The organism is Streptomyces sp. NBC_01267 (assembly GCF_036241575.1).
Classification (GTDB): domain Bacteria; phylum Actinomycetota; class Actinomycetes; order Streptomycetales; family Streptomycetaceae; genus Streptomyces.
In genome coordinates this window covers 4047189-4073469 of record NZ_CP108455.1, presented here as the reverse complement: position 1 = coordinate 4073469, position 26281 = coordinate 4047189, and the positions used below count along the sequence as shown (strand labels likewise).

Here is a 26281-nt window from a genome sequence, read left to right as displayed (position 1 = left end):
GGTCTCCGCGGCTGGATCGTGCCGACGGTTCCGGTCCCACGGACCGTACCGACCGGGCAGAACTCGCCGACCGCACCGGTCAGACCGGCTGAAGAACGGCTTCGCCGACCGCCGCGTCCGCGACCGCGCCGTCCGACGAGGCGTCCAGGTCGAGCGGGAGGTGCCGGGTGCTGGGCGTCGAACCGTGCGCCTCGGCGCGAATCCGCTGCTTGATGGTCGGCGGCAGCGCCCGGTCCTTCGGCAGCGACCACCAGGCCACCTGCGCCGGCGTGGGGGCGGCGGCGCGCGCCTCTGTACGTGCTCCTGTACGCGCCTCCGTCCGCGCCGAAGCCGGTGCCGGGGCCGGTGCCGGCTCGGCGGCCCCGGGAGCCGTCCGGACCGTGGGGGCGCCCACCGTACGACCGGTGCGGCCCGACAGGTCGGCGGGCGCCGGTGCGGCAACGGCACCAGCGGTCGCGGTGGCCGGGGAGGTGAACCCGAGCATGGCTACGAGCGCGAAGAACGCGGTGGTGAAGGCGGCCCACACCTTCTTGGCCTGACTGGTCATGACGACCCCTCATTTCTGTTTCGTACAGCGGTGATGCACTGGATTCCGCAGCGAATCCCACGCGGGATGTTCTGCGTACTTTTCACATGATGCGGATGGGGTTCGGACATAGATGGACCAACGCACACAAAGTGTTTTTCTTCAGATGAACACCACCCGGTTGGCCCCTCCCAGCTGTGCGAACCGTTCCTGATGCGTTCCGATGAGACGTCACCTGAGGGCCCGTTACATCAAGGAGCGTCATGTCGCAGGCATCGGATCCCGCCCCCCGCAAGCGCCGGTGGCTTCCGCGTCGAAGGGTCACTCGCGCTGTGCTCGCGGTGGTTCTGGTCTGTGTCGGGGCCCTGGGCTGGTCCGTCAGCGACGCCCTGACCTACCCGGGCGACGACAGCACGGCGGCTCGGCTCGCGGGCTGGGCACGCGAGCACTCCATGGGCGTTGTGGTCGACAAGCTCGAAAACATCAGGTACGACCTCGATCCGCCCAAGGTCGGCGGATCCCTCTCGTCCGACGCCCAGGCCCGCATGAACCAGACCGCAGCGGCTCCGGCGCCCCCGAGCGGTCCTCAACTGCCGCTGCACGCTCAGTTGCGCCCGCCCGTCTCCCCATCACTGAAGGGTGAGGGCGTCTACCGTGCGCTGGCCTTCGACAGGAAGGGCCGGCCGATCGTGCAGGGGACGTATGTGCGCCCCGACGCGGAGCACACCTCGTACGAGGCCGCGATCGCGTGGATCAGCGCCGCAGACGCCCGCTTCCAGCTGCACCCGGGCGTCCGCGAGCCGGGCGGCACCTTCTCCGTCCCGCCGAACATTCCCAAGGGCAGCCGCAGCGGACTCGTGGCCAGTTGGAACGGTGGCTTCAAAATCACCGACGGCGGCTCGAAAGGCGGCTTCTACCTCAACGGCCGCACCGCGGGAACGCTCCGCGACGGAGCGGCCTCCGAGGTGTTCTACCGCGACGGTTCCTTCAAGCTGGGCGTCTGGGGCCGCGATGTGCACATGACCCCGGACGTCGTCGGCGTCCGCCAGTGCCTGGAGCTGATGGTCGACGGTGGCCGGGTCGTACCGGACATCGACAGCGACTCCAAGTGGGGCGCCACCGACCAGAGCCGGATGTTCGTGGAACGCTCGGGCGTCGGCGTCACCGCCAAGGGCGACGTCATCATGGTGGTCGGCCAGGCGCTGACCGCCCGCACGCTCGCGGAACTGATGCAGCGCGCCGGTGCCGTACGCGCCATGCCCCTGGACATGAACCGTGCCTGGCCCTCGTTCATGAGCTACGACGGCACGCACGACCCGGCCGACCCGACCCCGAAGAACATCCTCGACTTCGAGAACCCGCCGGAGCGCTATTACAACGAAGCGACGCGGGATTTCGTCGCCGTGTACGCACGCTGAGCCGGGAGCGCGGCGAGAAGGGGCGCCCGGAGAATCCGATCCGCACCGGTCCTCACCCGAGGGGTTCCGGGCCAACTGTTCGCGTCGGCAAGGCTTCAGGCGGGGTTCTCGCCGAGCATCAACATGATGTGCTCGTGCTCGCCGTACCGGACCGTCCCGGTGCGCCGGAAGCCGTGTTTCTCCAGCAGCCGCACCGAGCCGGTGTTCCCTGCGAAGGGATCGGCGTACAGGGGACGGGCCTTCTCCCGCTCCAGGAACAGCGCCAGTGCCCGCGTGCCGATCCCCCGACCCCAGTACTGCCTGCCGAGCCAGTACCCGATGAAGCGCCGCCCCTCGTCCCACCACGCCACCGCGTTGCCCGCCAGATCTCCGTCGACCGTGATGGCCTGCACGAAGTTGGTGGGATCCCCAAGAACCTTCGTCGTCCAGTGGGTCATGAACGGTTCCCGTTCCCGGGGCGTGAACTTCGACCGTTTCATGGCCTCAGGATCGTGCTCCTGTGCGAAGAACTCCTCCAGATCGGCCGGTTCGACATCTCTCAAGCGCACCTGATCAACCATGTCGACGGAGTCTGCCACCTGCCACTGACACTCCCGGGCCGCGGTTCCTGACCTGCCGTGCGCAGCCGTGCCCGGCCGAGCGGGGAGCACCGGGAAACGACGCTCGCCTGCGGAGAGCGAGCAGCACGACGGCCCCTGACCGATGACCTGGTCAGGGGCCGTCTCTCTGCGGTGGGTGTGGGATTTGAACCCACGGTGACATCGCTGCCACGACGGTTTTCAAGACCGTTCCCTTAGGCCGCTCGGGCAACCCACCCCCGCGCCGTCCCGTCGGGACGGCGCGGGAACAGACTAGCGCCTCAGCTGTCGCCCTTGCGCTGGCCCAGGGTGACCGTGACGGTGTGATCCTTGCCGTCGCGCTTGTACGTGAGCTGGACCTTGTCGCCCGGCTTGTGCGTCCAGATCGTGCCGATCAGGGTCGGGCCGCTGTCGACCACCGTGTCGTCCAGCTTGGTGATCACGTCACCGGCCTTGAGACCCGCCTTGGCCGCGGGACCATTGGCAGTGACCGCGTCCGTGCCGCTCGCGCCCTGGTCGGAGATCTTGGCGCCGTCGCCCTGTTCGTCCATGGCGACCGTCGCGCCGATCACCGGGTAGACCGGCTCGCCGGTCTTGATCAACTGCTGGGCGACCGACTTCGCCTGGCTGATCGGGATGGCGAAGCCCAGGCCGATCGAACCCGCCTGCGAATCGCCGCCCATGCTGCCGCTGCTTGCCGACTGGATGGCCGAGTTGATGCCGATGACCGCGCCGCGGTCGTCGAGCAGCGGGCCGCCGGAGTTGCCCGGGTTGATCGAGGCGTCCGTCTGCAGGGCGCTCATGTACGAGGCCTTGCTGCCCGAACCGTCGCCCGAGGCGACCGGGCGGTTCTTCGCGCTGATGATGCCCGTCGTCACCGTGTTGGACAGGCCGAAGGGCGCGCCGATCGCGATGGTCTCGTCGCCGACCGCGACCTCGTCCGAGTTGCCGAGGGCGAGCGGGGTCAGGCCCGACGGCGCGTTCTTCAGCTTCACCACGGCCACGTCGTAGCCCTGGGCCCGGCCCACCACCTCGGCGTCGTACTTCTTGCCGTTGGAGAAGGTCGCCGTCAGGGTGCCCCCGTCGGCTGCTCCGGCCACCACGTGGTTGTTGGTGAGGATGTGGCCCTGGGTGTCGTAGATGAACCCGGTGCCGGTGCCGCCGTCGCCGTTGCCGCTCTTCGCCTCGATGGTGACGACGCTCGGCAGTGCCCTCGCGGCGATCCCCGCGACCGTGTTCGCCGAGCGCTTGACCTCCTGGCCCTTGCCCGGCGCGGAGACGGTGGTCGAGCCCGTCGCGTTGTCGCTGTGCTCGGCGGCGAAGTACCCGATGCCGCCACCGATGCCGCCCGCCACCAGCGCCGCGACGATCACCGCGGCGACCAGACCGCCCGCGCGCCTCGCGGGTGCCGCGGGCGGAGGCGGTACGGGTGCGCCCCAGACCGGTCCGCCGGTGCCGCCATAGCCACCGCCGCCGCCGTACGCCGGGAGGACCGGCGGGGGAGGCGGCCATCCGGCGCTCGCCGCCTGGGCCGGTACGGACTCGTCGGCGGTCACCGGTCCCGGAAGCTGCGCGGTGGCTTCGGTGGCGGAAGCGGGCGTGCCCTCAGGAGCGGCAACCGGCACGGGAGGTGCGGACGGGGCGGGTGGTGCGGTCTCGGCCGCCGTGCCCTCGGTGCCCTCGTTCTCGGTGCTCACAGCTCTTTCTCCTCGGTTCCACGTCGTCTCGGTCAGAGTCCCGCTGTGCAAGTGTTGCAAGTGTCTGCGGACAGCTTTTCCCACAGCACGTCGGGGCACTGTAAACGGGAGCTGTGCATCTGCTCCCCCATCCTTTATTTCGGATGAAAAGGATGCACCTTCACACCGTCGCGTGCTCTTGTCTGCCTCCACCTACCCCGTCACGGTGGCACCATGACGCGGTGAACCACGTACGGCAGCACAGCATCCAGGTCGTCGCCCACCGGGGAGCCTCCGAGGACGCCCCCGAGCACACCCTCGCCGCGTACACACGAGCCATCGAGGACGGGGCGGACGCCCTCGAATGCGATGTGCGGCTCACCGCCGACGGCCATCTCGTCTGTGTGCACGACCGCCGGGTCAACCGTACGTCCGACGGGCGCGGTGCGGTCTCCGCCCTGGAGCTGTCCGACCTGGCAGCCCTCGACTTCGGGTCCTGGCGGAGCTGGAAGGACTCCGAGGAATCCCCGGACTGGGACCGCGAGAGCACGTCCGTACTCACCCTGGAACGGTTGCTGGAGCTGGTCCACGACTCCGGACGGCGGGTGGAACTGGCCATCGAGACCAAGCACCCCACCCGCTGGGCGGGTCAGGTGGAGGAGAAGCTCCTCGCGGCGCTGGCCCGCTTCGGTCTGGACTCCCCGGCGCCCGGCGAGGCGTCGCCGGTACGGATCATGAGCTTCTCCGCGCGCTCGCTGCACCGGGTCGCCGCCGCCGCCCCCGCCGTCCCCACCGTCTACCTGCTGCAGTTCCTGTCCCCCCGGCTGCGCGACGGGCGACTGCCCGCCGGGGCCGGGATCGCGGGCCCGGGGATGCGGATCGTGCGCAATCACCCCGGTTACGTCGAGCGGCTGCACCGGGCAGGGCACCAGGTGCACGTGTGGACCGTGAACGAGCCCGAGGACGTCGAACTCTGCGCGGAACTGGGCGTCGACGCCATCATCACCAACCGGCCGAAACAGGTCTTGTCCCAGCTGGGCCGGTCCTAGTACTGGTCACTGCACTGGTTACAGGGAGTGCACCGGCGCGTTCGATGCGTATTCGATCGTTACGAGTGCATCACCGGGCCCCCTTTGGCCGGTTTCCGGTCCAGTCCACCGGGGCATCCACTCGTTGGCGTGGGGCAAAGGAGGTCTCGGGGGTGGCGTTGGTGGTGGCACAAGAAGTGCCCACGTCGTCGAGCATGGCCGTACCCCACGGCCCTGCGGGCGTGGGTGAGGCTAGGCACCGGATGCGTGATCAGTTGCGCAGGACCGGAGTGTCCGACTCGGTGGTCGACGATGCCGTGCTGATCCTTTCCGAACTGCTCAGCAATGCCTGCCGGCACGGCAGGCCGCTGGGACAGGCGGAGATCGGTGACGGGGATGTGCGCGCCGCCTGGTGCGTGGACAAGGCAGGCAGACTGACCGTGGAAGTGACGGATGGCGGGGGTCCGACCCGACCGATTCCGGCCACTCCGTCGGTCACTGCGAGAGGCGGTCGCGGGCTCAACATCATCAGCGCGCTGGCCCGGGAATGGGGCGTACGGGACAACGCGTCGGGGGAGGTGACGGTCTGGGTGCTCGTCACCGAGGGCCGCCGCGAGGACTTTGCCACGCACGGCGCGGGCCGCGGTCCCGACTTCGCGGACGTGTTCGACGACCTCGACTAGTGCCGCGACCAGATCCGGGCCTGCTCCGGCGACGGACCGGCGGGGTGCACCCGCCGGTTCTCCGGAGGGGGCAGGGTCCGGTGTACCGGCGAGGCCCCGGGTCGGCGGACCGCGCACCGTGTGGCCCCGCACGATCGGCCGGACATCCCATAGGCTCGCGCCAGACACAGGACCAGCGCAGTCGGGAGAGAGCCGCACCATGGCGAAGAAGCGTCCTCAGACGAAGGCCCCTCAAGGGAACCGCGGGGCCAGCCCTGAGCACATCCCCGCGGTCGGGGCACGTGAGCCCTGCCCGTGCGGCTCCGGCCGCCGCTACAAGGCCTGCCACGGCCGGGCCGCGGCGCATGCCGTGACCGAACTGGTCCAGCGGCCGTTCGAAGGTCTGCCCGGCGAGGGCGACTGGGTCGCCCTGCGCGAGCTGGTGCCCGCCGCGACCGTCGAACTGACCCTGAAGGGCGGCCTCCCCGAGGGCGTGCCGTCCGTGACGCTGGCGACCGTGCTGCCGATGGCGTGGCCCGCGCTGCGCCGGGACGACGGTTCCGTCCTGCTCGGTCTGCAGAACGACACCCCTTCCGGCGACCTCAGCCGCGACCTGGCCGACACCCTTCAGCGTGCGCTGACCGTGGCGCCCGGTACCCCGGTCGCCTCCCAGCAGGCCGCTCCCGACGGTCCCCGGCTGCAGGATCTGCTGGACCCCGACGCCCCGTTCGAGCCGGTCGTGCACTCCGGGTTCGAGTTCTGGGTGCCGGATTCGGAGAACGCCGCCGCGGAGGTCACCGCCTCGCTGGAGCGCGCGAACGAAGCGGCCATCCCGACCGTGAAGCTCACCTCGGCGGACTCGGCCTACTGGTGCGAGACGCCGGACAAGAACCATCTGCGCTGGGTCATGCCGTATCCCGAGGAGCGGCTCCTGGACGCCCTGGCCCGGCTGCACGCGGCAGGCACCTCCTCGCTCGGTGCCGGCACCCGGCTGGTCGGGTCCTTCCGGGCACACGGTCTCACCGTCCCGGTGTGGGACCTGCCGAGCGCGATGAGTGCCGAGGAGTGCGAGAAGCCCGCGGCGGAGTTCGCCGAGCGGCTGACCGCGGCGCTCGCCTCGGACGCTCCGCTGACCCCGGAGGAGCGCCGGGCGCGCGGCGGGCTCACCAACCGCCAGGTGACCCTCAGCTGAGAGTGACGACCCTGCGGGAACAGCAGGTGACTCCGGTCACAACTGCCCGTACCCGCAGGTGAGTCGCTGTCCGAATACGTGAGATCGAATTTGCGAACCGCCGATCTCTTGTTACCGTTCTATAAGCCCGGTCGTTGGTGCATCCCCCGTCGCCAACGGCCGGGCCTTTCCATGTCCGGGCCCGCCAATGGCCCGCAGGGGGCGCGGAGTTGCTTCCCGTACGCCGGTTCACGCGCTGTCGCGCGGCGGCCGTGTGCCACGGCCGCGCACGCGACGACCGTCAATAGGCGAGTCTGCTACCGCCACCCGGAGCGCCGGTGCTCGCCTCGACCAGCGCGTCCACCACCGCTCCGACATCCGGCAGCCACGGCGCGGCGGATCCCGGAATCGGCTCCGCCGTACGCGCCGGGGCCCGGCCGGTCAGGGTGCGTCCCAGGCCCCAGGACGAGAGTCGGGGAGGGAGTTGAGGGACGGGAGAAGGGGCCCGCTCCCACCACACCGGCCCCTTGCCGGTCTCCGACGGCGGCAGTACGAGATAGCCGCCCTCACCGTGGAAGCGCAGCGAACTGGGCACCCACTCCTTGGCGTGCAGCAGTGCACCGAGCCGCTCCAGGGAGTACGGAGCCACCAGCAGCGACCAGCGCGTGGGCGTCGCCACGACCGGGCCGAGCCGCATGCCCAACTGGTCGAGGGCCACCAGGGCACGTGCACCCGCGGCAGCCGGAAGGCTGAGCGCGCAGGGCGCACGCCCCCCCGTCGCAATTATCACCGGCGCATCGGGCCGGTTGGTCCACCACCAGCGCACCATGCGCGCGTCGGTGGTGGCCGCCAGCAGGCCGGGGTCGAAGGGGTGTGCGCCGGGTACGACGCACTCGGGGTCGGGGCAGGCACAGCCGCGCTCCCGGCCGCCCGGGGCGGTGTGCCCCACGCCGGGAACCACGGGCCATTGCCAGCCGGTGGCACAGGTCAGCGCCGCATCGAGCTGTGCGTGCCTCCCACTGCGCCGGAACCGGAGCCCACGTCGCCTTCCGAGGATCTCGCGCATGAGCGCTCGTTCCTTTCCGTTGAACGCCGAGGTCCACATCGCGCCACGCATGCGGCGCATCACTGTGTGCACACGAACTCTGAGCCTGTGGTGTGGATTTCCAGCAGGGCGGAGCCTGGTCCGAGTTCATTGGTCGAGCTTGCCGAAGGGTGGCGCATGGCGCGTGCGTGGCGCGTACCTGTCCCGTGCTGTCCGTGCTGTGTCGCTATGCCACTGTGCGAACCCCGCCATTCGGGGATGGGGCGCGACCCTCGGCGGTAGAGACGCCCAGGTCTGCCGCCAGGTTCCGGGGCCGTACCAACTGCCCCTGGCCATCACCGATTACGTACCCACCGCATTCGATATGACGCGCTGCCGAACGGCCTCAGTCGACATCAAATAACTGCACGGGGGGGTATTTTTCGGCCAAGTTGGCTGTCTACTGGAGAGAGCAGGGTTATCCCACAGACACCAGGAGCCCCAAGGGGACAATGCTGGACATCTCCTTACTTCTGCGTGTACATGTGGATCCATTGATAGCTACGCAGAATGACTTGGGGGTTTGCGATGCTATTGAGCGAAATGCACCAGTCAGAAAGCCGGCTGCCATGAGCGCCTCCCACCTGCCGAAAGTGGCTGGAATCAACTCCCCAGTTCCGGCTCCCGCGCAGACTGCTGCACCTCTTCCGACCCCCGCACCGGATCCCGCGCCCGGCACAACTCCCGGCGCCCTGATCCAGGACCGGCTGGCCGGCTGGGTCTTCGACCTCACCACGTTGCACGAACTCACCGAACGACTGGCAGCCACCTCCGGCCTGGACGAAGCCCTCCGGGAATTCCTGCGGGCGGGCGCCGCACTGCTCGGGGCCCGCCGCGGTCTGGTCGTCCTGGAGCCGGCCGAACCGAACGGCCCGATCGGCACGCACGGCCCCACGGTCACCGTAGGACTCGGCCTCTCCCACGCCGAGCTCGGCCACATCGAGACCCTTCCGCGCGGTGTCACCGCGTACGGGCGCATCCTGGACGCCACGGGCGCCGGCGCAGTCCCCGTCGGCGGCTTCGCCGACCCCGACCTCCGCCACGACAAGACCCTCGACCCCCGCCTGCGCGACGTGGCGGCCCGCATCGGCTGCGCGGCGAGCTACGCACTCCCACTGGCGAGCGGACCGGCGGGAGTGCCGGGACCGGTGCTGGGCGCGGCCGTCTGGTTCTACGACGAACCCGCCGAGCCCGCAGGCCGCAGACGCCGCCTCGCCGGGCTCTACGCCCAGTACGCGAGCGAACACCTGGCCCGGCTGGTCGAGCTGGACCGGGCCCGCACCCGCGTGGCCACCCTCGCCGAGGAGTTGCTGCCCAGCAGGCTGCCCCGGGTGCCCGGCGTCCAGCTGGCCGCCTGCCACCGCACCGGACCGCGCGGTGGCGGCGACTGGTACGACGCGCTGCCGCTGCCCGAGGGCGCGCTCGGGCTGGCCGTCGGATCGGTCACCGGATCGGGGGCCGGGGCCACCGCCGCGATGGGGCGGCTGCGGGCCAGTCTGCGGGCGTACGCCGTGATGGAGGGCGAGGATCCCGTCGCCGTACTCTCCGACCTCGAACTGCTGCTGCGGCTCACCGAACCCGCCCGCTCGGCCACCGTGCTCTTCGCCTACTGCGAACCCGCGCGGCGCACGATCCTGCTCGCCGGGGCCGGACACACCCCGCCGCTGATCGTCGGCGACCGGCGCACCGAGTTCGTGGAGACCTCGCTGTCCGCGCCGCTGGGGATGCTCGCCTGCTGGGAGGCGCCGAGTGCGGCGTTCTCACCGACCCCGGGAGAAACGGTGCTGCTCTGCACGGACGGACTGCTGCGCCGTACCGGAGACCCCATGGACCGGGCGTTCGCCCGGCTCCACTCGGCAGCGGCGAGCGTGCCCAGGGCGCTGCTCGGCGATCCTGCCGAGATCGCCGGTCACGTCCTGCGGACGGTGCTGCCCGACGGCCTCGACCAGCGGGAGAGCCCCGAGGACGTGGTGATCCTGGCGGCCCGCTTCGACTGAGTCCGGCCGCCTCTCCGGTGCCGGCCGGCCCTCCGGTGCCGGCCGGCCCGAACCACGGGCGCCGTGCGGGGCGTTCGGGTAAGAGGCCTTTCGACCCTGGGCCCCCTTCCGTACGCCCGTACGATGGAGGGGGCCCAGTGTCGTAACGCCCCGTGGCGTAACAAGGAGACAGAACGTGTCTGAGGAGCTCACCCCGGCGACCCCCGAGACCCCGGAGAACCCGGAGAACCCGGAAGCAGCGGAGCCCAAGCCCCGGAAGAACGGCCTGTACCCGGCCGTCACCGAAGAGCTCGCCGCGAACATGAAGTCCGGCTGGGCCGACACCGAGCTGCACGGTCTGGAGCCGATCGCCCAGGCCGACCGGACCGCCGCCCGCCGTGCCTCGCTCTCCGCGCGCTTCCCCGGCGAGCGTCTGGTGATCCCCGCGGGCAACCTGAAGACCCGCTCCAACGACACCGAGTACGCCTTCCGCGCCTCCACCGAGTACGCGTACCTGACCGGCGACCAGACCCAGGACGGCGTCCTGGTCCTGGAACCGGCGGAGGACGGGCACACCGCGACGGTCTACCTGCTGCCCCGCTCGAACCGGGAGAACGGCGAGTTCTGGCTGGACGGCCAGGGCGAGCTGTGGGTCGGCCGCAGGCACTCCCTCGCCGAGGCCGAGCAGCTCCTCGGCATCCCCGCGAAGGACGTGCGCGAGCTGCCCGCCGCGCTCACGAAGGCCACCGGGCCGGTCCGGAACGTACGCGGCCACGACGCCGGCATCGAGAGCGCGCTGACCGACAAGGCCACCGCCGAGCGCGACGAGGAGCTGCGCGTGTACCTCTCCGAGGCGCGCGCGGTGAAGGACGCCTTCGAGATCGGCGAACTGCAGAAGGCCGTCGACGCGACGGTGCGCGGCTTCGAGGACGTCGTGAAGATCCTCGACAAGGCCGAGGCCACCTCCGAGCGGTACATCGAGGGCACCTTCTTCCTGCGCGCCCGCGTCGAGGGCAACGACATCGGCTACGGCTCGATCTGCGCCGCGGGCCCGCACGCCACCACCCTGCACTGGGTGCGCAACGACGGCGACGTCCGCCGCGGTGAGCTGCTGCTGCTCGACGCCGGTGTCGAGACCCACACCCTGTACACCGCCGATGTGACCCGGACGCTTCCCGTCGACGGGCGCTTCAACGAGCTGCAGCGCAAGATCTACGACGCGGTGTACGAAGCGCAGGAGGCCGGTATCGCCGCCGTCAAGCCCGGCGCCGCCTACCGCGACTTCCACGACGCGTCGCAGCGGGTGCTCGCCGAGAAGCTCATCGAGTGGGGCCTGCTCGAAGGCCCGGTGGAGCGCGTGCTGGAACTGGGCCTCCAGCGCCGCTGGACCTTGCACGGCACCGGCCACATGCTCGGCCTCGACGTCCACGACTGCGCCGCCGCGCGCACCGAGGCGTACGTCAACGGCACCCTGGAGCCGGGTATGTGCCTGACCGTCGAGCCCGGTCTGTACTTCCAGTCCGACGACCTCACCGTGCCCGAGGAGTACCGCGGTACCGGCGTCCGCATCGAGGACGACATCCTCGTCACCGAGGACGGCAACCGGAACCTGTCCGCGGGCCTGCCGCGCCGGTCCGACGAGGTCGAGGCCTGGATGGCCGCGGTCAAGCAGGGCTGACCAGGTCCGCCGGATCCCCGGGGACGCGCTCGTTCAGGAAGCCCTGAGCAGCGCGTCCTCGCGCCATTTCAGGACCTTGTCGAAGCGCACCATGGCGCCCCGGCCCGGTCTGTTGCGGAAGTCGGCGTGGTCGGAGAGCTGCTCGATCAGACCGAGTCCGCGGCCGTTCTCGGACGGGGCCGACGGCTGCGCCCGGAGGTTCCGCCGGGCGGCGCCGCGCCCCCGCCCTGCCGGGAAGCCCGGACCCGAGTCGGTGACCTCGATACGGCACCGCTCGCCGTCCAGGAACGCGGTCACGCAGTACCCCTGGGACGGGGAAGCGGCGCCCGGTCCTTCGTACCCGCCGTGCTCCACCGCGTTCGCGCAGGCCTCGGTGAGGGCGACCGACAGGTCGAAGGAGATGTCCGGGTCGACCCCCGCGGTCTCCATGGCGCCGAGCAGAAGACGGCGGGCCAGCGGAACGCTGGCGGCTTCGCGCCGCAAGTGGAGAGACCACCAGATGCCCATGCTCCAGCCTCCTGGCTGCGGCGCTGCCGCTCGACATATCGATACCTATTGCCGCAGGACCCGAGGGGTAAGCACGCGGTTGACGTGATAACGCTCATTCGGCGGACGCGCGTACCCCGGGCGCCGGTGTATCGGAGGGTGTGTCAGCGGACGCTCCGGCGGGTGCGTCAGCGGGGCCGGCGCGTCGCCCCGGGACGGATGGTGACCTTCCGGACCTGCCGTACGAAGTGACCCGGGCCAGTGCGATGATGGCCCGGCCATGCTTACCTCTGCCGTACGCGCCGGAGCCGGTCCACGGCTCCTGAGGACCGCGGTCTTCACCGCGGTCTGCGTCGTGCTGGCCGGGGTGGGGCACACGCTGGCCTCCGGTGCGGCCGTCCCCTGGTGGCCACTGGCTCTGGGATTCCTCGGCCTGTTCGCGGTGGCGGCGCCCTTCGCCGGGCGCGAGCGGTCGCTGCCGGGCATCGCCGCCGGGCTGACCGCGGGGCAGCTCGCCCTGCACACCGTTTTCGGCCTCGGACAGCACGGCGCCATGGGTGCGATGGGCCCGATGGGTACGGCGGCGCAGTCCGCCGTCGGCCACCCCGGGGGAGACACCTCCGCGCTGGTCGCGCTCGCCGGGAGACTCGTCTGCGGCGCCGGGGCCGCGCCACTGAGCCTCGCCCAGGCGCACAGCATCGTCACCGCGGCGGGCCTCGACCCGGGCTCGGCCCAGGCCGCACCGCACCGTATGGCGGCGACGGCGGCCACGTCGACCGTCTTCATGCTGCCCACCCTCCCCATGGCGCTCGGCCATCTGCTGGCCGCGCTCGCCACCGGCTGGCTGCTGCGGCGCGGAGAGATCGCACTGTTCCGGCTGACCCGGCTGTCGCACGGGGTTGCCGAGGGGGCGCTCGTGGGCAATCTGCGCGCCGCGCTCGCTCTGGTACGCGCCCTGCGCACCGGACTTCCGGAAGCACTCGCACAGGGACCGCGCGCCGGGTACGCACCACTCCCCGCTCCACTGTGGACCGCGGGCGAGGCGCTTCAGCACACGGTGATCAGGCGCGGGCCGCCCTCCGCGTACGCACCAGCAGCCTGACGCGGCACCCCCCACGCACGTAGCGAGCGGGAGCGGTGCCGCGCTGCCCGCGCGCACCGGCGTGCGGGCCGCCACCCTTCCCTTTCGCACCGTGGAGTGTGTTCCGTATGAGCGTCAACACCCGTCGCATCGCCGTGATCGGTGGCATCGCCGCCACCTCCGTCCTGCTGGTCTCGGGCACCGCTTTCGCGCACGTCACCGTCCAGCCGCAGGGCGAGGCCGCCAAGGGCGGCTACGCCACCATCGCCTTCAAGGTCCCCAACGAGCGTGACAACGCCGCGACCACGAAGCTCGAAGTCAACTTCCCGACCGACCACCCGCTCGCCTCGGTGATGCCGGAGCCGGTGCCGGGCTGGCAGGTCAAGGTCACCACGTCCAAGCTCGCCAAGCCGGTGACCCTGCACGGCAAGCAGATCGACGAGGCCGTCTCGAAGGTCACCTGGACCGGCGGGAAGATCGAGCCCGGTCAGTTCCAGCAGTTCCCGCTCTCCGTCGGCCAGTTGCCCACCGACACCGACCAGCTCGCGTTCAAGGCGCTCCAGACCTACTCCGACAAGGAGGTCGTGCGCTGGATCGAAGAGCAGAAGCCGGGCGCCGAGGAGCCCCAGAACCCGGCACCGGTGCTCACGCTCAGCGCCGCCGACACCGCGGGCGCCACCCCGGACAGCGCCTCCGGAAAGACCTCGGACTCCGGCAACGGGACCGCCACGCGGGCCACCGCTTCGTCGTCCGACAGCAGTGACAACACCGCCAGGATCCTCGGCGTCATCGGCATCGTCATCGGCATCGCGGGCATCGCCTTCGGTGTCCTCGCCGGCCGCCGCCGTACCCACTGACGGCCCACCCCCGACCAGCAACTGGGACATTTCTCCATGCGCAGCACGTACAAGAAGTCTCTGACGGCCGCCGCCCTCGTGGCGGCGACCGCCTTCTCCCTCGCGGCCTGCAGCACCGACAGCGGCAGCGACAGCTCCGGCAAGAGCTCGGTCGCCGATGTGTCGGGCGCGACGAAGACGAAGGCCGCGACCGTACTCGACACCCCGTTCAAGAAGCCGGACTTCGTCCTCACGGACACCCACGGCAAGAAGTTCGACTTCCGTGAGCAGACCAAGGGCAAGCCGACGCTCGTCTACTTCGGGTACACGCACTGCCCCGACATCTGCCCGCTGACCATGAGCAACCTCGCCGTGGCCAAGAAGGCGCTGCCCAAGGCCGACCAGGACAAGCTCCAGGTCGTCTTCATCACCACCGATCCCGACCGGGACACCCCCGCCGAGCTCGGCAAGTGGCTGAAGGCGCAGGACCCGTCGTTCATCGGGCTCACCGGAGACTTCAAGACCATCCAGGCCGGAGCCCGCTCGATCGGCATCGGGATCTCCCCGACGACGAAGGAGAAGGACGGCACGATCGTCTCCATGCACGGTGCGCAGGTCATGGCGTTCTCGCCGAAGACCGACGCGGGTTACGTGCTGTACGGCGAGGACACCACCGTCGGCGACTACACCAAGGATCTCCCCAAGCTCATCAGGGGCGAGACCCCGTGAGCCGTCTCGCCACCGGGGCCACCGCCTGTGCCATAGCCGCCACCGCGGCGCTGGCACTGGCGGGCTGCTCGTCGTCCGGCGACGGCGCGAGCGCGGACGCCCGGCCCGAACTGAAGGTCACCGAGTCCTTCATGCCCGAGCCGGTCGGCGGCAGCGGTATGGCCGCCGGATTCGTGACCGTGACCAACAGCGGCTCCACCGCGGACCGGCTCACCTCCGTCACCAGCACCCTCTCCGACGACATCACCCTCCACACCACCAAGGACCAGCAGATGCGGGAGGTGAAGTCCCTCCCGGTCCCCGCCCACGGCGAACTGGACCTGGAGCGCGGCGGGAACCACCTCATGTTCATGCACCTCAAGAAACAGCCCGAGCGCGGCGAGAAGGTCGCCGTGGAACTGCATTTCGAGAAGGGCGGCGTGCTCAAGGCCGAACTTCCCGTCAAGGAACCCACTTACCAGCCGGAACACAAGTGAGGGACTGACACATGACGGCGTCCACCGCTCCTCCGCGCTCCGGGCTCCCGCTCGCGCGGCTGCTGCTCGTCACGGCGGCACTCCTCGGCGCACTGTTCGCCGCGGCCTCCCCCGCCTCCGCGCACGCGGCCCTGCTCGGCAGCACCCCGAACGCCGGGGCGGTGGTCGCCCAACCTCCCCCGAACGTCGCGCTCACCTTCTCCGAACAGGTCGCCATGGACAACAAGTCCGTCCGCGTCCTCGACCCGAAAGGCAACCGCGCCGACAAGGGCGTACTCCGTAACTTCTCCAAGGGCAGCACCGTCAGCTACGGCGTCGACCTGCGCCCCGGCCTCGCCAACGGCACCTACACGGTCGCCTGGCAGGCTGTCTCCGCCGACAGCCACCCGGTGTCCGGCGCCTTCACCTTCTCCATCGGCGCCCCGTCGAAGACCAGCGTCACGGCGACGGGGGACAACGTCGGCGGCGGCCTCGTCGGGTTCCTCTACGGCACCGCGCGCTACTTCGCTTACGCCGGGTTCATCCTGCTCGTCGGCGGCGGCGCCTTCGTCCTCGCCTGCTGGCAGCGCGGCGCGGGACAGCCTCCGCTGCAGAAGCTCGTCGTCCGTGGCTGGCTGACGCTGACCGCGGCCACGCTCGTCCTGCTGCTGCTCAGGGCCCCGTACACCGGATCGGGGCAGCTCGCCGACGCCTTCGACCTCAGCGCGCTCAAAGCCGTGCTCCAGACCAGACCCGGGGCGGCGCTCGTCTCCCGGCTGCTGCTCCTCGGCGCCGCCGCGCTGTTCGTCGCCGTCCTCTTCGGCGCCTACGCCAGGCGGGAGGACGGGAAGGAGAAGAAGGACCTCGCCTTCGGCCTGGGCCTCGGCGGAGCGGTCGTCGCCGCCGGGATCGCCGCCACCTGGTCGCTCACCGAGCACGCCTCGGTCGGCCTCCAGCCGGGTATCGCGATGCCCGTCGACGTCGTCCATCTGCTCGCGGTCGCCACCTGGCTCGGCGGGCTCACGGCGCTGCTCGTCGCGCTCTTCCGTACTCCGTCCATCGAACGTTCCGCCGTACAGCGCTTCTCCCGTATCGCGTTCGTCTCCGTCTGCGTCCTGGCGGCCACCGGCGTCTACCAGTCCTGGCGGCAGCTCGGCAGCTGGTCGGCGCTGTTCGGTACGGGGTACGGGCAGCTGCTCCTGGTCAAGGTCGGGCTCGTCGCGGTGGTCGTCTGCATCGCCTGGTTCTCCCGGCGCTGGACGGGGCGGTTGTCGGAGCACTCCGCCGCCACCGCGCCGGACGCAGCCGCGGTCCAGGACACGGCAGTTCCGGCCACGGCAGTTCCGGCCACGGCGGTCTCGGTCACGGCAGTTCCGGACACCGCGGTCCAGGACACCGCGGTCCAGGACACCGCTTCGGACGCCGCGGTTCCGGACACCGCCGCGGAGCGCCCCGAACCGGTGACCGTCCCCGAAGACCCCCGCCGCGCCGCCCAGCTCGCCCGCCAGCGGGCCGCCAGGACCGTGGTGCGCGAGAAGCGGATCAGGGACGCCGACCCGCACCGCACCGGCCTGCGCAAGTCGGTGCTCGCCGAGGCCGGGATCGCCGTGGTACTGCTGGCCGTCACCACGGTGCTGACGACCACCGAACCGGGCAGGACCGAGGAGGAAGCCGGGCGGGCCACGTCCGCGACCGCGGCGGTCCCCTCGGGTCCGGTCGACATCACCCTCCCCTTCGACACCGGCGGCCCCAAGGGAAAGGGGACCGTGGCCCTCGAAATCACCCCGGGCCGCACCGGCGGCAACCAGCTGCACGTCTTCGTGAACAACCCCGCCGGGAAGCCCTACGACATCCCCGAGGTCAAGATCGCGCTGACCCTCGCGGCGAAGAAGATCGGTCCACTGCCCGTCGTCCCCACCCATCTGTTCACCGGACACTGGAGTGCGGACGGCGTGCAGATCCCGATGGCCGGCAGCTGGGACGTCGCCGTGACCGTGCGGACCTCCGACATCGACCAGACCACCGTGAACAAGACAGTGAAGATCGGCTGACCCCTATGAACGACATCTCCAGGAGGCGGCTGCTGGGAACCGCGGGCGCCGTGGGCGCGGGCGGACTCGTGGTGGGGGGCGCGGGCGGCGCCGCCGCGTACGCCGCCACCTCGGCGGACCCGGCCACCGCGCTGACGACGGTCGGCTCCACCGAGGTCGCCTTCCATGCCGGTGCCGGACGCACCCGGCACCAGGCGGGCATCACCACCCCGGCACAGTCCACCGGGTATCTGATCGCCTTCGACCTGGCAGCGGGTGCGGGCCGCGCCGGGGCCGCCGCGCTGCTGCGCCGCTGGTCGGCGAGCGCACAGCGGCTGATGGCGGGCGAACCGGTCGGCGACGACACCGGAATCGCGCTCGACGCGGGCCCCTCGTCCCTGACCGTCACCTTCGGCTTCGGGCGGTCCTTCTTCGACCGCACCGGTCTCACCGCGCAGCGCCCCGGCCGGCTCGACCCGCTGCCCGACTTCTCGTCCGACCAGCTGGACGCCAGGCGCAGCAACGGTGACCTCTGGGTGCAGATCGGCGCGAACGACCCGCTCGTCGCCTTCCACGCCCTGCGCTCCCTGCAGAACGAGGCGGGATCGGCCGCCCGCGTGCGCTGGCAGATGAACGGCTTCAACCGTTCGCCCGGAGCCACCGCGTCCCCCATGACCACGCGCAACCTGATGGGCCAGATCGACGGGACGGGCAACCCGAAACCCTCCGAGAGCGACTTCGACCAGCGCATCTTCGTGCCGGACGGCGACGGCAAGGGCGCGGGCGCACAGCCCGAGTGGATGGCGGGCGGCTCGTACGCCGTCGTACGCCGCATCAGGATGCTCCTCGACGACTGGGAGAAGCTCACGGTCGCCAAGCAGGAGAAGGTCATCGGGCGGCGCAAGAAGGACGGCGCCCCGCTGACCGGTGGCACCGAGACGACCACGATGGACCTGGACAAGGCCGGGCCGGACGGCAAGTTCGTCATCCCCGACAACGCCCATGCCCGGATCTCGGCTCCCGAACAGAACGGCGGCGCCGCGCTGTTGCGGCGCACCTTCTCGTACCACGACGGGATCGGCGCGGACGGTACACCGGACGCCGGGCTGCTCTTCGTCTGCTGGCAGGCCGACCCGATGCGCGGCTTCGTGCCGGTGCAGCGGAAGCTGGACCGCGGTGACGCGCTGTCGCCGTTCATCCGGCACGAGGCGAGCGGGCTCTTCGCCGTGCCCGCGAGCCCCGGGCCCGGGGAGTACGTGGGCCAGCGTCTCGTCGAAGGCCACTGAGCGCGGGCCGTCCTCGGTGGACGCCCGGCCCCCCGGGCGTTCGGGCCATTAGGGTGACCGTATGTCAGCCACGCGCTTCACCTACCTGGGTCCCGAGGGCACGTTCACCGAGGCGGCCCTGCGTACGCTCCCCGAGGCCGCCACCCGCGAGCTCGTCCCGATGGTGTCCGTACCGGCCGCCCTCGACGCGGTACGGACCGGGGAGGCCGCCGCCGCACTCGTACCGATCGAGAACTCGGTCGAGGGCGGTGTCACCGCGACCCTCGACGAACTGGCGGGCGGCGAGCCGCTGATGATCTACCGCGAGGTGCTGCTGCCGATCGCCTTCGCGCTGCTGGTCCGGCCGGGGACGACACTGGCCGAGGTGAAGACGGTGACCGGCCATCCGGTCGCCCAGCCGCAGGTACGCAACTGGCTGCGGGCCAATCTCCCCGAAGCGCTGTGGGAGTCGGCCGCCTCCAACGCGGACGGCGCTCGGCTCGTTCAGGAGGGGCGCTTCGACGCGGCCTTCGCCGGGGAGTTCGCCGCGGCCACCTACGGGCTCGAACCGCTGATCACCGAGATCCACGACGCGCAGAACGCCGAGACGCGCTTCGTCCTGGTGGGACGTCCCGCCCGGCCCGCGTCACCGACCGGTGCGGACAAGACGTCGGTGGTCGTCTGGCAGCGCGAGGACCACCCGGGTGCACTGCTCGAAATCCTCCAGGAGTTCGCGGTGCGCGGGGTCAACCTGATGCTGCTCCAGTCGCGGCCGACGGGTGAGGGGATCGGCAACTACTGCTTCGCCATCGACGCCGAGGGCCACATCTCGGACCGGCGGGTGGGCGAGGCCCTGATGGGGCTGAAGCGGAGCTGCCCGGAGGTGCGGTTCCTGGGTTCGTACCCGCGGGCCGGTGTCGCGCCGGGGGCGGTCCGGGCGCTGCGGCCGGGGACGTCGGACCCGGAGTTCGTGGCGGCTTCGGACTGGCTGGCGCGCAGCGAGGACGGCCGGGTCTGAGACGGTCGGAGACCGGCGGTTCCGGGCGGGGGACCGGGCGGGTCTCCGCGCGGGCGGACCGTTCCCGCGGACGGGCCGCGCTGCCGCCGCTGGTCGTACCTCCGGATTTCCACACTCCGGCAGAGTTATCCACAGGCGGCCTCTCGACCTGGGGACAAGTCGACAGTGCTGGGCGACATGGTCGACAAATCACCCTAGCGACGACACTTCCGTCCACAGGGCGCCAGGTGGGGCGCTGTCAGCTCAATTCCGTTGATCAACTCTTTAGAGCGAGCAATTCCCACCCGAATGAGTGCGTGGAGTGGGTTTAAGGGGGAACCCTTCGCCCCTCATGAGGCTTTCGGAACGGTCTCGCCCGTGATCCACAGATCTCCCACACAGCCTGTGGATAACATTCCGGAGCTGTGGATTCCTGTGGACAAGGGATCCCAAGTCCCGCTCCCCACAAGGGAGGTGGGTCAACGGTCGCGAATGGAATGCCCCATTCCGGGGAATTTCCGCACCGCCATTGACCTCCTGCGAGCACCCGGTGAAAAGGGATCCCGAAACCGCCGCACGCTTTCCCCCCGCCATGCTCCACCATTCCATAGATAGCGCATCAATTCGGACAAAGTGCCGCGTGAATGGATAACGAGTCGAGCGCCGGAAGCGGGCACCGGTAGCCTGGTGGGGTGATTGACCTTCGCCTGCTCCGTGAGGACCCCGACCGTGTTCGCGCCTCCCAGCGCGCCCGTGGAGAGGACGTCGCCCTCGTCGACGCCCTGCTCTCCGCCGACGAACGGCGCAGGTCGTCCGGGCTCCGCTTCGACGAACTGCGCTCCGAGCAGAAATCGCTCGGCAAGCTGATCCCCAAGGCGTCGGGTGACGAGAAGGCCGAGCTGCTCAAGAAGACGGGCCAGCTCGCCGCAGCCGTCAAGGCGGCCGACGCCGAGCAGAACGAGGCCGACGAGGAGACCAGGCGCCTCCTGCTCCAGTTGGGCAACCTCGTGCACCCCGACGTACCGGTCGGCGGCGAGGAGGACTTCACCGTCCTGGAGACGCACGGCACGATCCGCGACTTCGCGGCCGAGGGTTTCGAGCCCAAGGACCACCTGGAGCTCGGCGAACTGCTGCACGCCATCGACACCGAACGCGGCGCGAAGGTCTCGGGCTCGCGCTTCTACTACATGACGGGCGTCGGCGCGCTGCTCGAACTGGCGCTGATCAACGCCGCGATCGCCCAGGCCACCGAGGCCGGGTTCATCCCGATGCTGACGCCCGCGCTGGTCCGCCCGCGCGCCATGGAGGGCACCGGCTTCCTCGGCCAGGCCGCCGAGAACGTCTACCACCTGGAGAAGGACGACTACTACCTGGTCGGCACCTCCGAGGTCCCGCTGGCCGGGTACCACATGGACGAGATCATCGAGGCCGACCAGCTCCCGCTGCGGTACGCGGGCTACTCGCCCTGCTACCGCCGCGAGGCCGGTACGTACGGCAAGGACACCCGGGGCATCTTCCGGGTGCACCAGTTCAACAAGGTCGAGATGTTCTCGTACGTCCACCCCGACGACGCGGCGGCCGAGCACCAGCGGCTCCTGGAGTGGGAGAAGCAGTGGCTGACCGGCCTCGAACTGCCCTTCCAGGTGATCGATGTGGCCACCGGTGACCTGGGGGCCTCGGCATCCCGGAAGTTCGACTGCGAGGCGTGGATCCCGACCCAGGGCAAGTACCGCGAGCTGACCTCGGCGTCGAACTGCGACGGATTCCAGGCGCGCCGCCTGTCGGTCCGGATGCGCGAGGGCAAGAAGGTCCAGCCGCTCTCGACGCTCAACGGCACGCTCTGCGCCGTACCGCGCACGATCGTGGCGATCCTGGAGAACCACCAGCTCGCCGACGGCTCGGTCCGGGTGCCGCCGGTGCTGCGTCCGTACCTCGGTGGCCGGGAGACCCTCGACCCCGTCAAGTAGGACCGCGGTCCAGGACCGCCCGGCGAAGACGTCTGGAGCCTCTGCCCACGTGAAATCTGCCCTGCCCTACAAGCTGGTCGCGACCGACCTCGACGGCACACTGCTGCGCGAGGACGGGTCGGTCTCGGAGCGCACCCGTGACGCACTCGCCGCGGTCACCGCGGCGGGTGCGGCGCACATCGTCGTCACCGGCCGGGCCGCGCCGTGGACCCGGCACGTCCTCGACGACCTGGGCTACCAGGGGCTCGCGGTGTGCGCACAGGGGGCGCAGATCTACCACGCGGGCGAGGGCCGGCTGCTCACGTCGGTGACCCTGGACCGTCGGCTGGCCGCGCTCGCGATCGCCAAGATCGAGGCCGGGACCGGACCGCTGGCCCTGGCCGTGAGCCGGGACGGCCTGGACGGCGAGGTGCTGGTGAGCGCGGACTTCCGCCCGCACGACGGCCCGCTGCCCGTGGTGCCGTTCGAGGACCCCGCCGAGCTGTGGTCGCAGCCGCTGAACAAGGTCTACATACAGCACCCGGAACTGAGCGACGACGCCCTCGCACAGACCGCGCGGCAGGTGGTCGGAAACCTCGTGGACGTGGTGATGGCCGGCCCTGGCGTGGTGGAGATCCTGCCGCTGGGGCTGAACAAGGCGACGGGCCTGTCACTGGCGGCGCGGCGGCTGAAGCTCACCGCCGCGGACACGATCGCGTTCGGGGACATGCCGAACGACATCCCGATGTTCGGGTGGGCCGCGCGGGGTGTGGCCATGGCCAATGCGCACGACTCGCTGAAGAGCGTGGCGCACGAGGTCACGTCCTCGAACGAGGACGACGGCATCGCCGTGGTGCTGGAGCGGCTCCTCCAGGGGCCTCGGATCTGAACGCGTCGCCGGGAAGGCGGGACCGTGCGATGGGCACGGACCCGCCCCGGGCGACTGTCCGGGTGGCACGTCGGAGGGTGATGTGAACACTCCGGTGCCCGACCCGAACCGCCCCGCTGGGAGCCGGGCGGACTCGATCTCTCGGTCCTGGCCCCGCTCCTCTCCCGGCCCTGTGGTGTGCTGAGCGCCGTACCGCCCAGCCCAACCACTGTGCCCGGACCGGGAGTTCACCGCTACTGGTTTTCCGTTCGACTGCTGTACGAAAATGGCGCGCATGCAGTTGTAGGATGACTGGGCAATGGGGTGAATCGGTAACGGTTGGATGTGAGTCGGCATGGCACTGCAAGCAGCGGGACGGCACTCCCTGGTGGACACGGTCGTCGAACAGCTGCGGACCCAGCTGGCCGACGGCGAGTGGGGGGTCGGCGACCGCATCCCCACCGAGCACGATCTCGCCGAGCAGCTCGGTGTCGGGCGCAACACCGTCCGCGAGGCGGTACGGGTGCTGGTGCACGCCGGACTGCTGGAGTCCCGCCAGGGCAACGGCACCTTCGTACGCTCGACGGCCGACCCGTCCGCCGTGCTGCGCACCCTGCGGCACGCGGGCGTGCTCGACGTCCTGGAGCTGCGGGTCGGGCTGGAGGCGGAAGCGGCGCGGCTGGCCTCGGTGCGGCGGGACGCGGACGATCTGGCCCGGCTGCGGGGCGCGCTGACCGCCCTGGGCGAGCAGGGCGACCGGGCCGCCGCCGCGGATCTGGAGTTCCATCTGGCCGTGGTCGAAGCCACCCACAACCCGATGTTCACCGAGGTCTACCGCTTCTTCGCCACCCAGGTCCACGAGGTGCTGAGCACCGCGATCGGGGACGGCGAGATGCCGCCGATCGACCTGGGAACACACCGGGCGCTGGTCGACGCCATCGAGAGCGGCGATCCGCAGGCGGCCGACCGGGTCGCGCGCGCGCTCCTCCAGGAGCCGATCGACGCGGTCAGCGCGCTGCTCGCGCGCTGACACCGCTCCCTTCTCCCGCCGCCTCCCCCGCTCTCCTCCTGTCGCTCTTCAGAAAGGGGCCTGTTTTGTCACGCCCGGATTCGGACCAGTTGCTCCCCGACGCGGAGGCCGACGTCCGGCCGTCCGCCGAGGGGATCGCCGCACGGCGCGCGCTGCTCGCCCACCCCGTGGTCCTGCTCGTCGGCATCGTGCTCGCCTCGCTCAACATGCGGGCGGCGCTGGCCAGCGTGTCGCCCCTGGTCAGCGAGATCAGCTCCACGTTCGGCCTCTCGTCGACGGCGTCGAGCCTGGTGACCTCGGTGCCTGTGCTGTTCCTCGGGGTGGGCGCGGCGATCGCCCCCTGGCTGGCCCGCCGCTTCGGTACCGAGGTGGTGCTGTTGTGCGCGCTCGTCCTGCTCGGCATCGGCATTCTGGTCCGGGTACTGCCGTCGGTGTTCGCGCTGTACGGCGGCGGAGTGCTGGCCGGTACCGCGATAGCCCTGCTCAACGTGTTGATGCCGGGGCTGATCAAGCGGGACTTCCCGGACCGGGCGGCGTCGATGACGTCCGTGTACACGGGCGCGATGATCGCCGGGGCCACGCTCTGCGCCGCCGCCTCGGTACCGCTGGAGAAGGCGTTCGGGAACAGCTGGCAGGCGTCGCTCGCCTTCTGGTCCCTGCTGGCGGCGGTCGCCGCGGTGGCCTGGCTGCCGCAGGTACTGATCGCCCGCGGCCGTACGGGTCTCGAGGTACGCGTCGCCCCGGCCGGGCCGCCCCGGAGCGTCTGGCGCTCCGCGCTGGCCTGGCAGGTCACGCTGTTCATGGGGCTCCAGTCGGTGTGGACGTACGTCCTCATCGCCTGGATGCCGACGATCTTCACGGATCACGGGATGAGCCGGTCGACGGCCGGAGCGATCTTCGCGTTCAACAATCTGATCCAGGTCGCGGGCGCGTTCGGCGTCCCCCTGCTGGCGGGCCGTATGCGCAGCCAGCGCCCGCTGGTCGCGCTGGTCACCTCGATGGTGGCCGTCGGCTACGCGGGCCTGATGATCGCCCCGGTGTCCGGCGCCTGGCTGTGGTCGGCGGTTCTCGGCATCGGCCAGGGCGGCGGGGTGGGACTGGCCCTGACCATGATCGTGCTGCGTTCGGGTGATGCACAGACGGCGGCCCGGCTGTCCGGAATGGCACAGACGGTGGGCTACCTGCTCGCGGCGGCCGGTCCGCTGACGGCGGGCGCGGTGTACCAGGCGACGGGCGACTGGACGCTGCCGATCTCGCTGGTGCTGGGGGTGTGCGCGGCGGCCCTGGTGGTGGGCCTGTTCGCGGCCCGCGACCGGAAGGTCTAGCCGGGAGCTGCGCGGAAGTTGCCGGACGGGATTCATCTCCGTACGGAGGACGTGGCGCGGTACTTCGCGGTATCCACAGACGCCGTCCACAGCATCGTCAGGCGGCACCGCGAAGAGCTGCAGACCAACGGGCTGACCACTCTGAAAGGCCCTGACCTGCACTCCTTTGAACTGGTCATTTTGACCAGTTCAAAGGACGGTGCCCCGGAAAGTTATCCACAGGGGCGTGCGCACCTGCGTCTCTACACCCGCAGGACCGTCCTCAACATCGCCATGCTGCTGCGTGACAGCGAGGTCGCCCGTCGCGTCCGCACGTACCTTCTCGACGCCGAGGAGTCCCGTCCCGCGGTGGCCGTGTTCGATCCTCGGTACGACGGGATCGACCGCCGCGTCACCGATCTGGAGTCCGCGATGGGCGAGGTCGGGCCCGTGCTGCGGGAGCTGGGGCCGGTGCTGACCCGCATGTCGCACCGGCTGGAGGCGATGGACCGGCGGCTCGACGCCACCAACCGGGTCCTCGGCGCGATGAGCGTCCGTCTCTCCGACGTCATCCAGGACGTCGCGGAGATCAAGCGGGCGCTGCCACCGGTTCCCCGTCAGCGGCGTGGCAGCCGGCGGCGCTGACCCTCTGAGCAAGGGCACCGCACGACGGCGGGGCCGGAGCTGATGCCCCGGCCCCGCCGTCGTCGTACTCCTGGTGTCTCACTCGTCGCCGGCGAGCGTCAGCCTGCGCAGTTTCTGTCCCGCGTACCAGGTGGCCAGGACGGTGACCGCCACCAGCAGCACCACCGACAGCGGCAGTCCGACGTCCGACGTGATGGCCCCCGGTGCGCCGATCTTCTCGGCCAGGGACAGCGACCACTGCTGGATGCTGAGCGTGCGCGCCCCCGAGACGAAGCTGCCGAAGAGGGTCTCCCAGACCAGGGCGTAGACCAGTCCGGCGACGACCGCGTGCCGGGTGATCGTGCCGAGGAGCAGGAAGACCGCGGCGTACGCGATGGACGCGACCAGTGCGGCGACCGTGTAGGCGATCGCGATCTGGTGGCCGTTGCCGTTGAGGATCATGCCCGCGATGAACGTCGGGATCGCGGAGAACGCCATCGTCACGGCGATCGCGACGATGAGTTTCGTGAAGATGATCGTGGGCCGCTTCACCGGCTTGGCGAGCAGATAGACGATCGAGCCGTCGTCGATCTCCGGGCCGATCGCTCCCGTACCGGCGATGACACCGATCAGCGGCACCATCGTGGCCATGGCGAAGCCGCCGAGCACATCGGTGGCGACCCCGTCGTCGGCGCCGCTGAAGCCGCGTACCGCTACGGAGATCACGATCAGCAGCGCGGGCAGGATGAACAGAATCGCGGCTCGGCGGCGGCCGAGCAGGGCCCGGTAGGTGAGCCGGGCGACTGTGGGGTTGTACATGGACGTCACAGCTC

General features: G+C 70.6%; 24 protein-coding genes and 1 tRNA gene. 18 read left to right on the top strand and 7 right to left on the bottom strand.

The window, feature by feature from the left end:
* Positions 1 to 79: 79 nt before the first annotated feature.
* Positions 80 to 547, bottom strand: coding sequence for a DUF6344 domain-containing protein (locus OG709_RS18735; protein WP_250302266.1), 468 nt, complete (start codon positions 545 to 547; stop codon positions 80 to 82).
* 311 nt (positions 548 to 858) lie between these two features.
* Between OG709_RS18735 and OG709_RS18730 the strand changes: the two genes are divergently transcribed.
* Positions 859 to 1944 carry a phosphodiester glycosidase family protein gene (locus OG709_RS18730; RefSeq protein WP_329167046.1) on the top strand — a complete coding sequence of 362 codons (1086 nt, stop codon included), beginning with the start codon at positions 859 to 861 and terminating at the stop codon, positions 1942 to 1944.
* A 95-nt stretch (positions 1945 to 2039) separates the two neighbouring features.
* On the opposite strand, the gene OG709_RS18725 is transcribed toward OG709_RS18730, so the two are convergent.
* From OG709_RS18725 to OG709_RS18715, 3 genes are all read right to left on the bottom strand, one after another.
* On the bottom strand, positions 2040 to 2504 hold the full coding sequence (locus OG709_RS18725; RefSeq protein ID WP_250302268.1) for a GNAT family N-acetyltransferase: 465 nt from the start codon (positions 2502 to 2504) through the stop codon (positions 2040 to 2042).
* A gap of 169 nt (positions 2505 to 2673) precedes the next feature.
* A tRNA-Ser gene (locus OG709_RS18720) sits at positions 2674 to 2760 on the bottom strand.
* A gap of 43 nt (positions 2761 to 2803) precedes the next feature.
* Positions 2804 to 4219, bottom strand: a complete 1416-nt coding sequence (locus OG709_RS18715) for a S1C family serine protease (protein ID WP_329167044.1) — start codon at positions 4217 to 4219, stop codon at positions 2804 to 2806.
* Between the two features lie 221 nt (positions 4220 to 4440).
* Between OG709_RS18715 and OG709_RS18710 the strand changes: the two genes are divergently transcribed.
* From OG709_RS18710 to OG709_RS18700, 3 genes are all read left to right on the top strand, one after another.
* On the top strand, positions 4441 to 5247 hold the full coding sequence (locus OG709_RS18710) for a glycerophosphodiester phosphodiesterase (protein ID WP_250302270.1): 807 nt from the start codon (positions 4441 to 4443) through the stop codon (positions 5245 to 5247).
* A 44-nt stretch (positions 5248 to 5291) separates the two neighbouring features.
* Positions 5292 to 5909, top strand: a complete 618-nt coding sequence (locus OG709_RS18705; RefSeq protein ID WP_250302271.1) for an ATP-binding protein — start codon at positions 5292 to 5294, stop codon at positions 5907 to 5909.
* A 199-nt stretch (positions 5910 to 6108) separates the two neighbouring features.
* A complete protein-coding gene (locus OG709_RS18700; RefSeq protein WP_250302272.1) occupies positions 6109 to 7080 on the top strand; it encodes a DUF5926 family protein in 972 nt (323 codons plus the stop codon).
* A gap of 280 nt (positions 7081 to 7360) precedes the next feature.
* Here the strand turns inward: OG709_RS18700 and OG709_RS18695 are convergent, their stop codons facing one another.
* Positions 7361 to 8125: a bifunctional DNA primase/polymerase gene (locus OG709_RS18695; RefSeq protein ID WP_250302273.1), complete on the bottom strand. Its 765-nt coding sequence runs from the start codon at positions 8123 to 8125 to the stop codon at positions 7361 to 7363.
* A 470-nt stretch (positions 8126 to 8595) separates the two neighbouring features.
* On the opposite strand from OG709_RS18695, the gene OG709_RS18690 reads away from it, so the two are divergent.
* Together OG709_RS18690 and OG709_RS18685 are read left to right on the top strand one after the other, a co-directional pair.
* Positions 8596 to 10140, top strand: a complete 1545-nt coding sequence (locus tag OG709_RS18690) for a PP2C family protein-serine/threonine phosphatase (RefSeq protein ID WP_329167041.1) — start codon at positions 8596 to 8598, stop codon at positions 10138 to 10140.
* 175 nt (positions 10141 to 10315) lie between these two features.
* Positions 10316 to 11797 (top strand): aminopeptidase P family protein, encoded by a 1482-nt coding sequence (locus OG709_RS18685; RefSeq protein WP_266641782.1) that lies wholly within the window; start codon positions 10316 to 10318, stop codon positions 11795 to 11797.
* A 33-nt stretch (positions 11798 to 11830) separates the two neighbouring features.
* On the opposite strand, the gene OG709_RS18680 is transcribed toward OG709_RS18685, so the two are convergent.
* Positions 11831 to 12304, bottom strand: coding sequence for an ATP-binding protein (locus OG709_RS18680; protein WP_250302276.1), 474 nt, complete (start codon positions 12302 to 12304; stop codon positions 11831 to 11833).
* A gap of 259 nt (positions 12305 to 12563) precedes the next feature.
* Here OG709_RS18680 and OG709_RS18675 point away from each other — a divergent pair, with 259 nt between their 5' ends.
* The 12 genes from OG709_RS18675 to OG709_RS18620 all read left to right on the top strand — a co-directional run bounded on the left by OG709_RS18675 (position 12564) and on the right by OG709_RS18620 (position 25469).
* A complete protein-coding gene (locus OG709_RS18675) occupies positions 12564 to 13385 on the top strand; it encodes a hypothetical protein (RefSeq protein WP_266641783.1) in 822 nt (273 codons plus the stop codon).
* 107 nt (positions 13386 to 13492) lie between these two features.
* Complete coding sequence (locus OG709_RS18670) at positions 13493 to 14221, top strand: YcnI family copper-binding membrane protein (protein ID WP_250302278.1); 729 nt, start codon at positions 13493 to 13495, stop codon at positions 14219 to 14221.
* Between the two features lie 36 nt (positions 14222 to 14257).
* The gene (locus tag OG709_RS18665; protein ID WP_250302279.1) at positions 14258 to 14929 is read left to right on the top strand and encodes an SCO family protein; all 672 of its coding nucleotides are present in this window, start codon (positions 14258 to 14260) and stop codon (positions 14927 to 14929) included.
* Positions 14926 to 15405 carry a copper chaperone PCu(A)C gene (locus OG709_RS18660; protein ID WP_250302280.1) on the top strand — a complete coding sequence of 160 codons (480 nt, stop codon included), beginning with the start codon at positions 14926 to 14928 and terminating at the stop codon, positions 15403 to 15405. Before OG709_RS18665 ends, OG709_RS18660 begins: the two co-directional genes overlap by 4 nt.
* Before the next feature lie 11 nt (positions 15406 to 15416).
* The gene (locus OG709_RS18655) at positions 15417 to 17435 is read left to right on the top strand and encodes a copper resistance CopC/CopD family protein (protein WP_329167036.1); all 2019 of its coding nucleotides are present in this window, start codon (positions 15417 to 15419) and stop codon (positions 17433 to 17435) included.
* 5 nt (positions 17436 to 17440) lie between these two features.
* Complete coding sequence (efeB, locus tag OG709_RS18650; protein WP_266641786.1) at positions 17441 to 18700, top strand: iron uptake transporter deferrochelatase/peroxidase subunit; 1260 nt, start codon at positions 17441 to 17443, stop codon at positions 18698 to 18700.
* Positions 18701 to 18761: 61 nt separating this feature from the next.
* Positions 18762 to 19697, top strand: coding sequence for a prephenate dehydratase (gene pheA, locus OG709_RS18645; protein WP_250302283.1), 936 nt, complete (start codon positions 18762 to 18764; stop codon positions 19695 to 19697).
* Between the two features lie 671 nt (positions 19698 to 20368).
* Positions 20369 to 21643: a serine--tRNA ligase gene (gene serS / locus OG709_RS18640; protein WP_250302284.1), complete on the top strand. Its 1275-nt coding sequence runs from the start codon at positions 20369 to 20371 to the stop codon at positions 21641 to 21643.
* 49 nt (positions 21644 to 21692) lie between these two features.
* Positions 21693 to 22511 (top strand): HAD family hydrolase, encoded by an 819-nt coding sequence (locus OG709_RS18635; protein WP_250302285.1) that lies wholly within the window; start codon positions 21693 to 21695, stop codon positions 22509 to 22511.
* A gap of 334 nt (positions 22512 to 22845) precedes the next feature.
* On the top strand, positions 22846 to 23520 hold the full coding sequence (locus OG709_RS18630) for a FadR/GntR family transcriptional regulator (protein ID WP_329167031.1): 675 nt from the start codon (positions 22846 to 22848) through the stop codon (positions 23518 to 23520).
* 65 nt (positions 23521 to 23585) lie between these two features.
* Positions 23586 to 24845, top strand: a complete 1260-nt coding sequence (locus tag OG709_RS18625; RefSeq protein WP_329167029.1) for a CynX/NimT family MFS transporter — start codon at positions 23586 to 23588, stop codon at positions 24843 to 24845.
* Positions 24846 to 25025: 180 nt separating this feature from the next.
* Positions 25026 to 25469 (top strand): hypothetical protein, encoded by a 444-nt coding sequence (locus tag OG709_RS18620; RefSeq protein WP_250302288.1) that lies wholly within the window; start codon positions 25026 to 25028, stop codon positions 25467 to 25469.
* 78 nt (positions 25470 to 25547) lie between these two features.
* Here OG709_RS18620 and OG709_RS18615 read toward each other — a convergent pair whose 3' ends face one another.
* Positions 25548 to 26267: an ABC transporter permease gene (locus OG709_RS18615; RefSeq protein ID WP_250302289.1), complete on the bottom strand. Its 720-nt coding sequence runs from the start codon at positions 26265 to 26267 to the stop codon at positions 25548 to 25550.
* Positions 26268 to 26281: the final 14 nt, after the last annotated feature.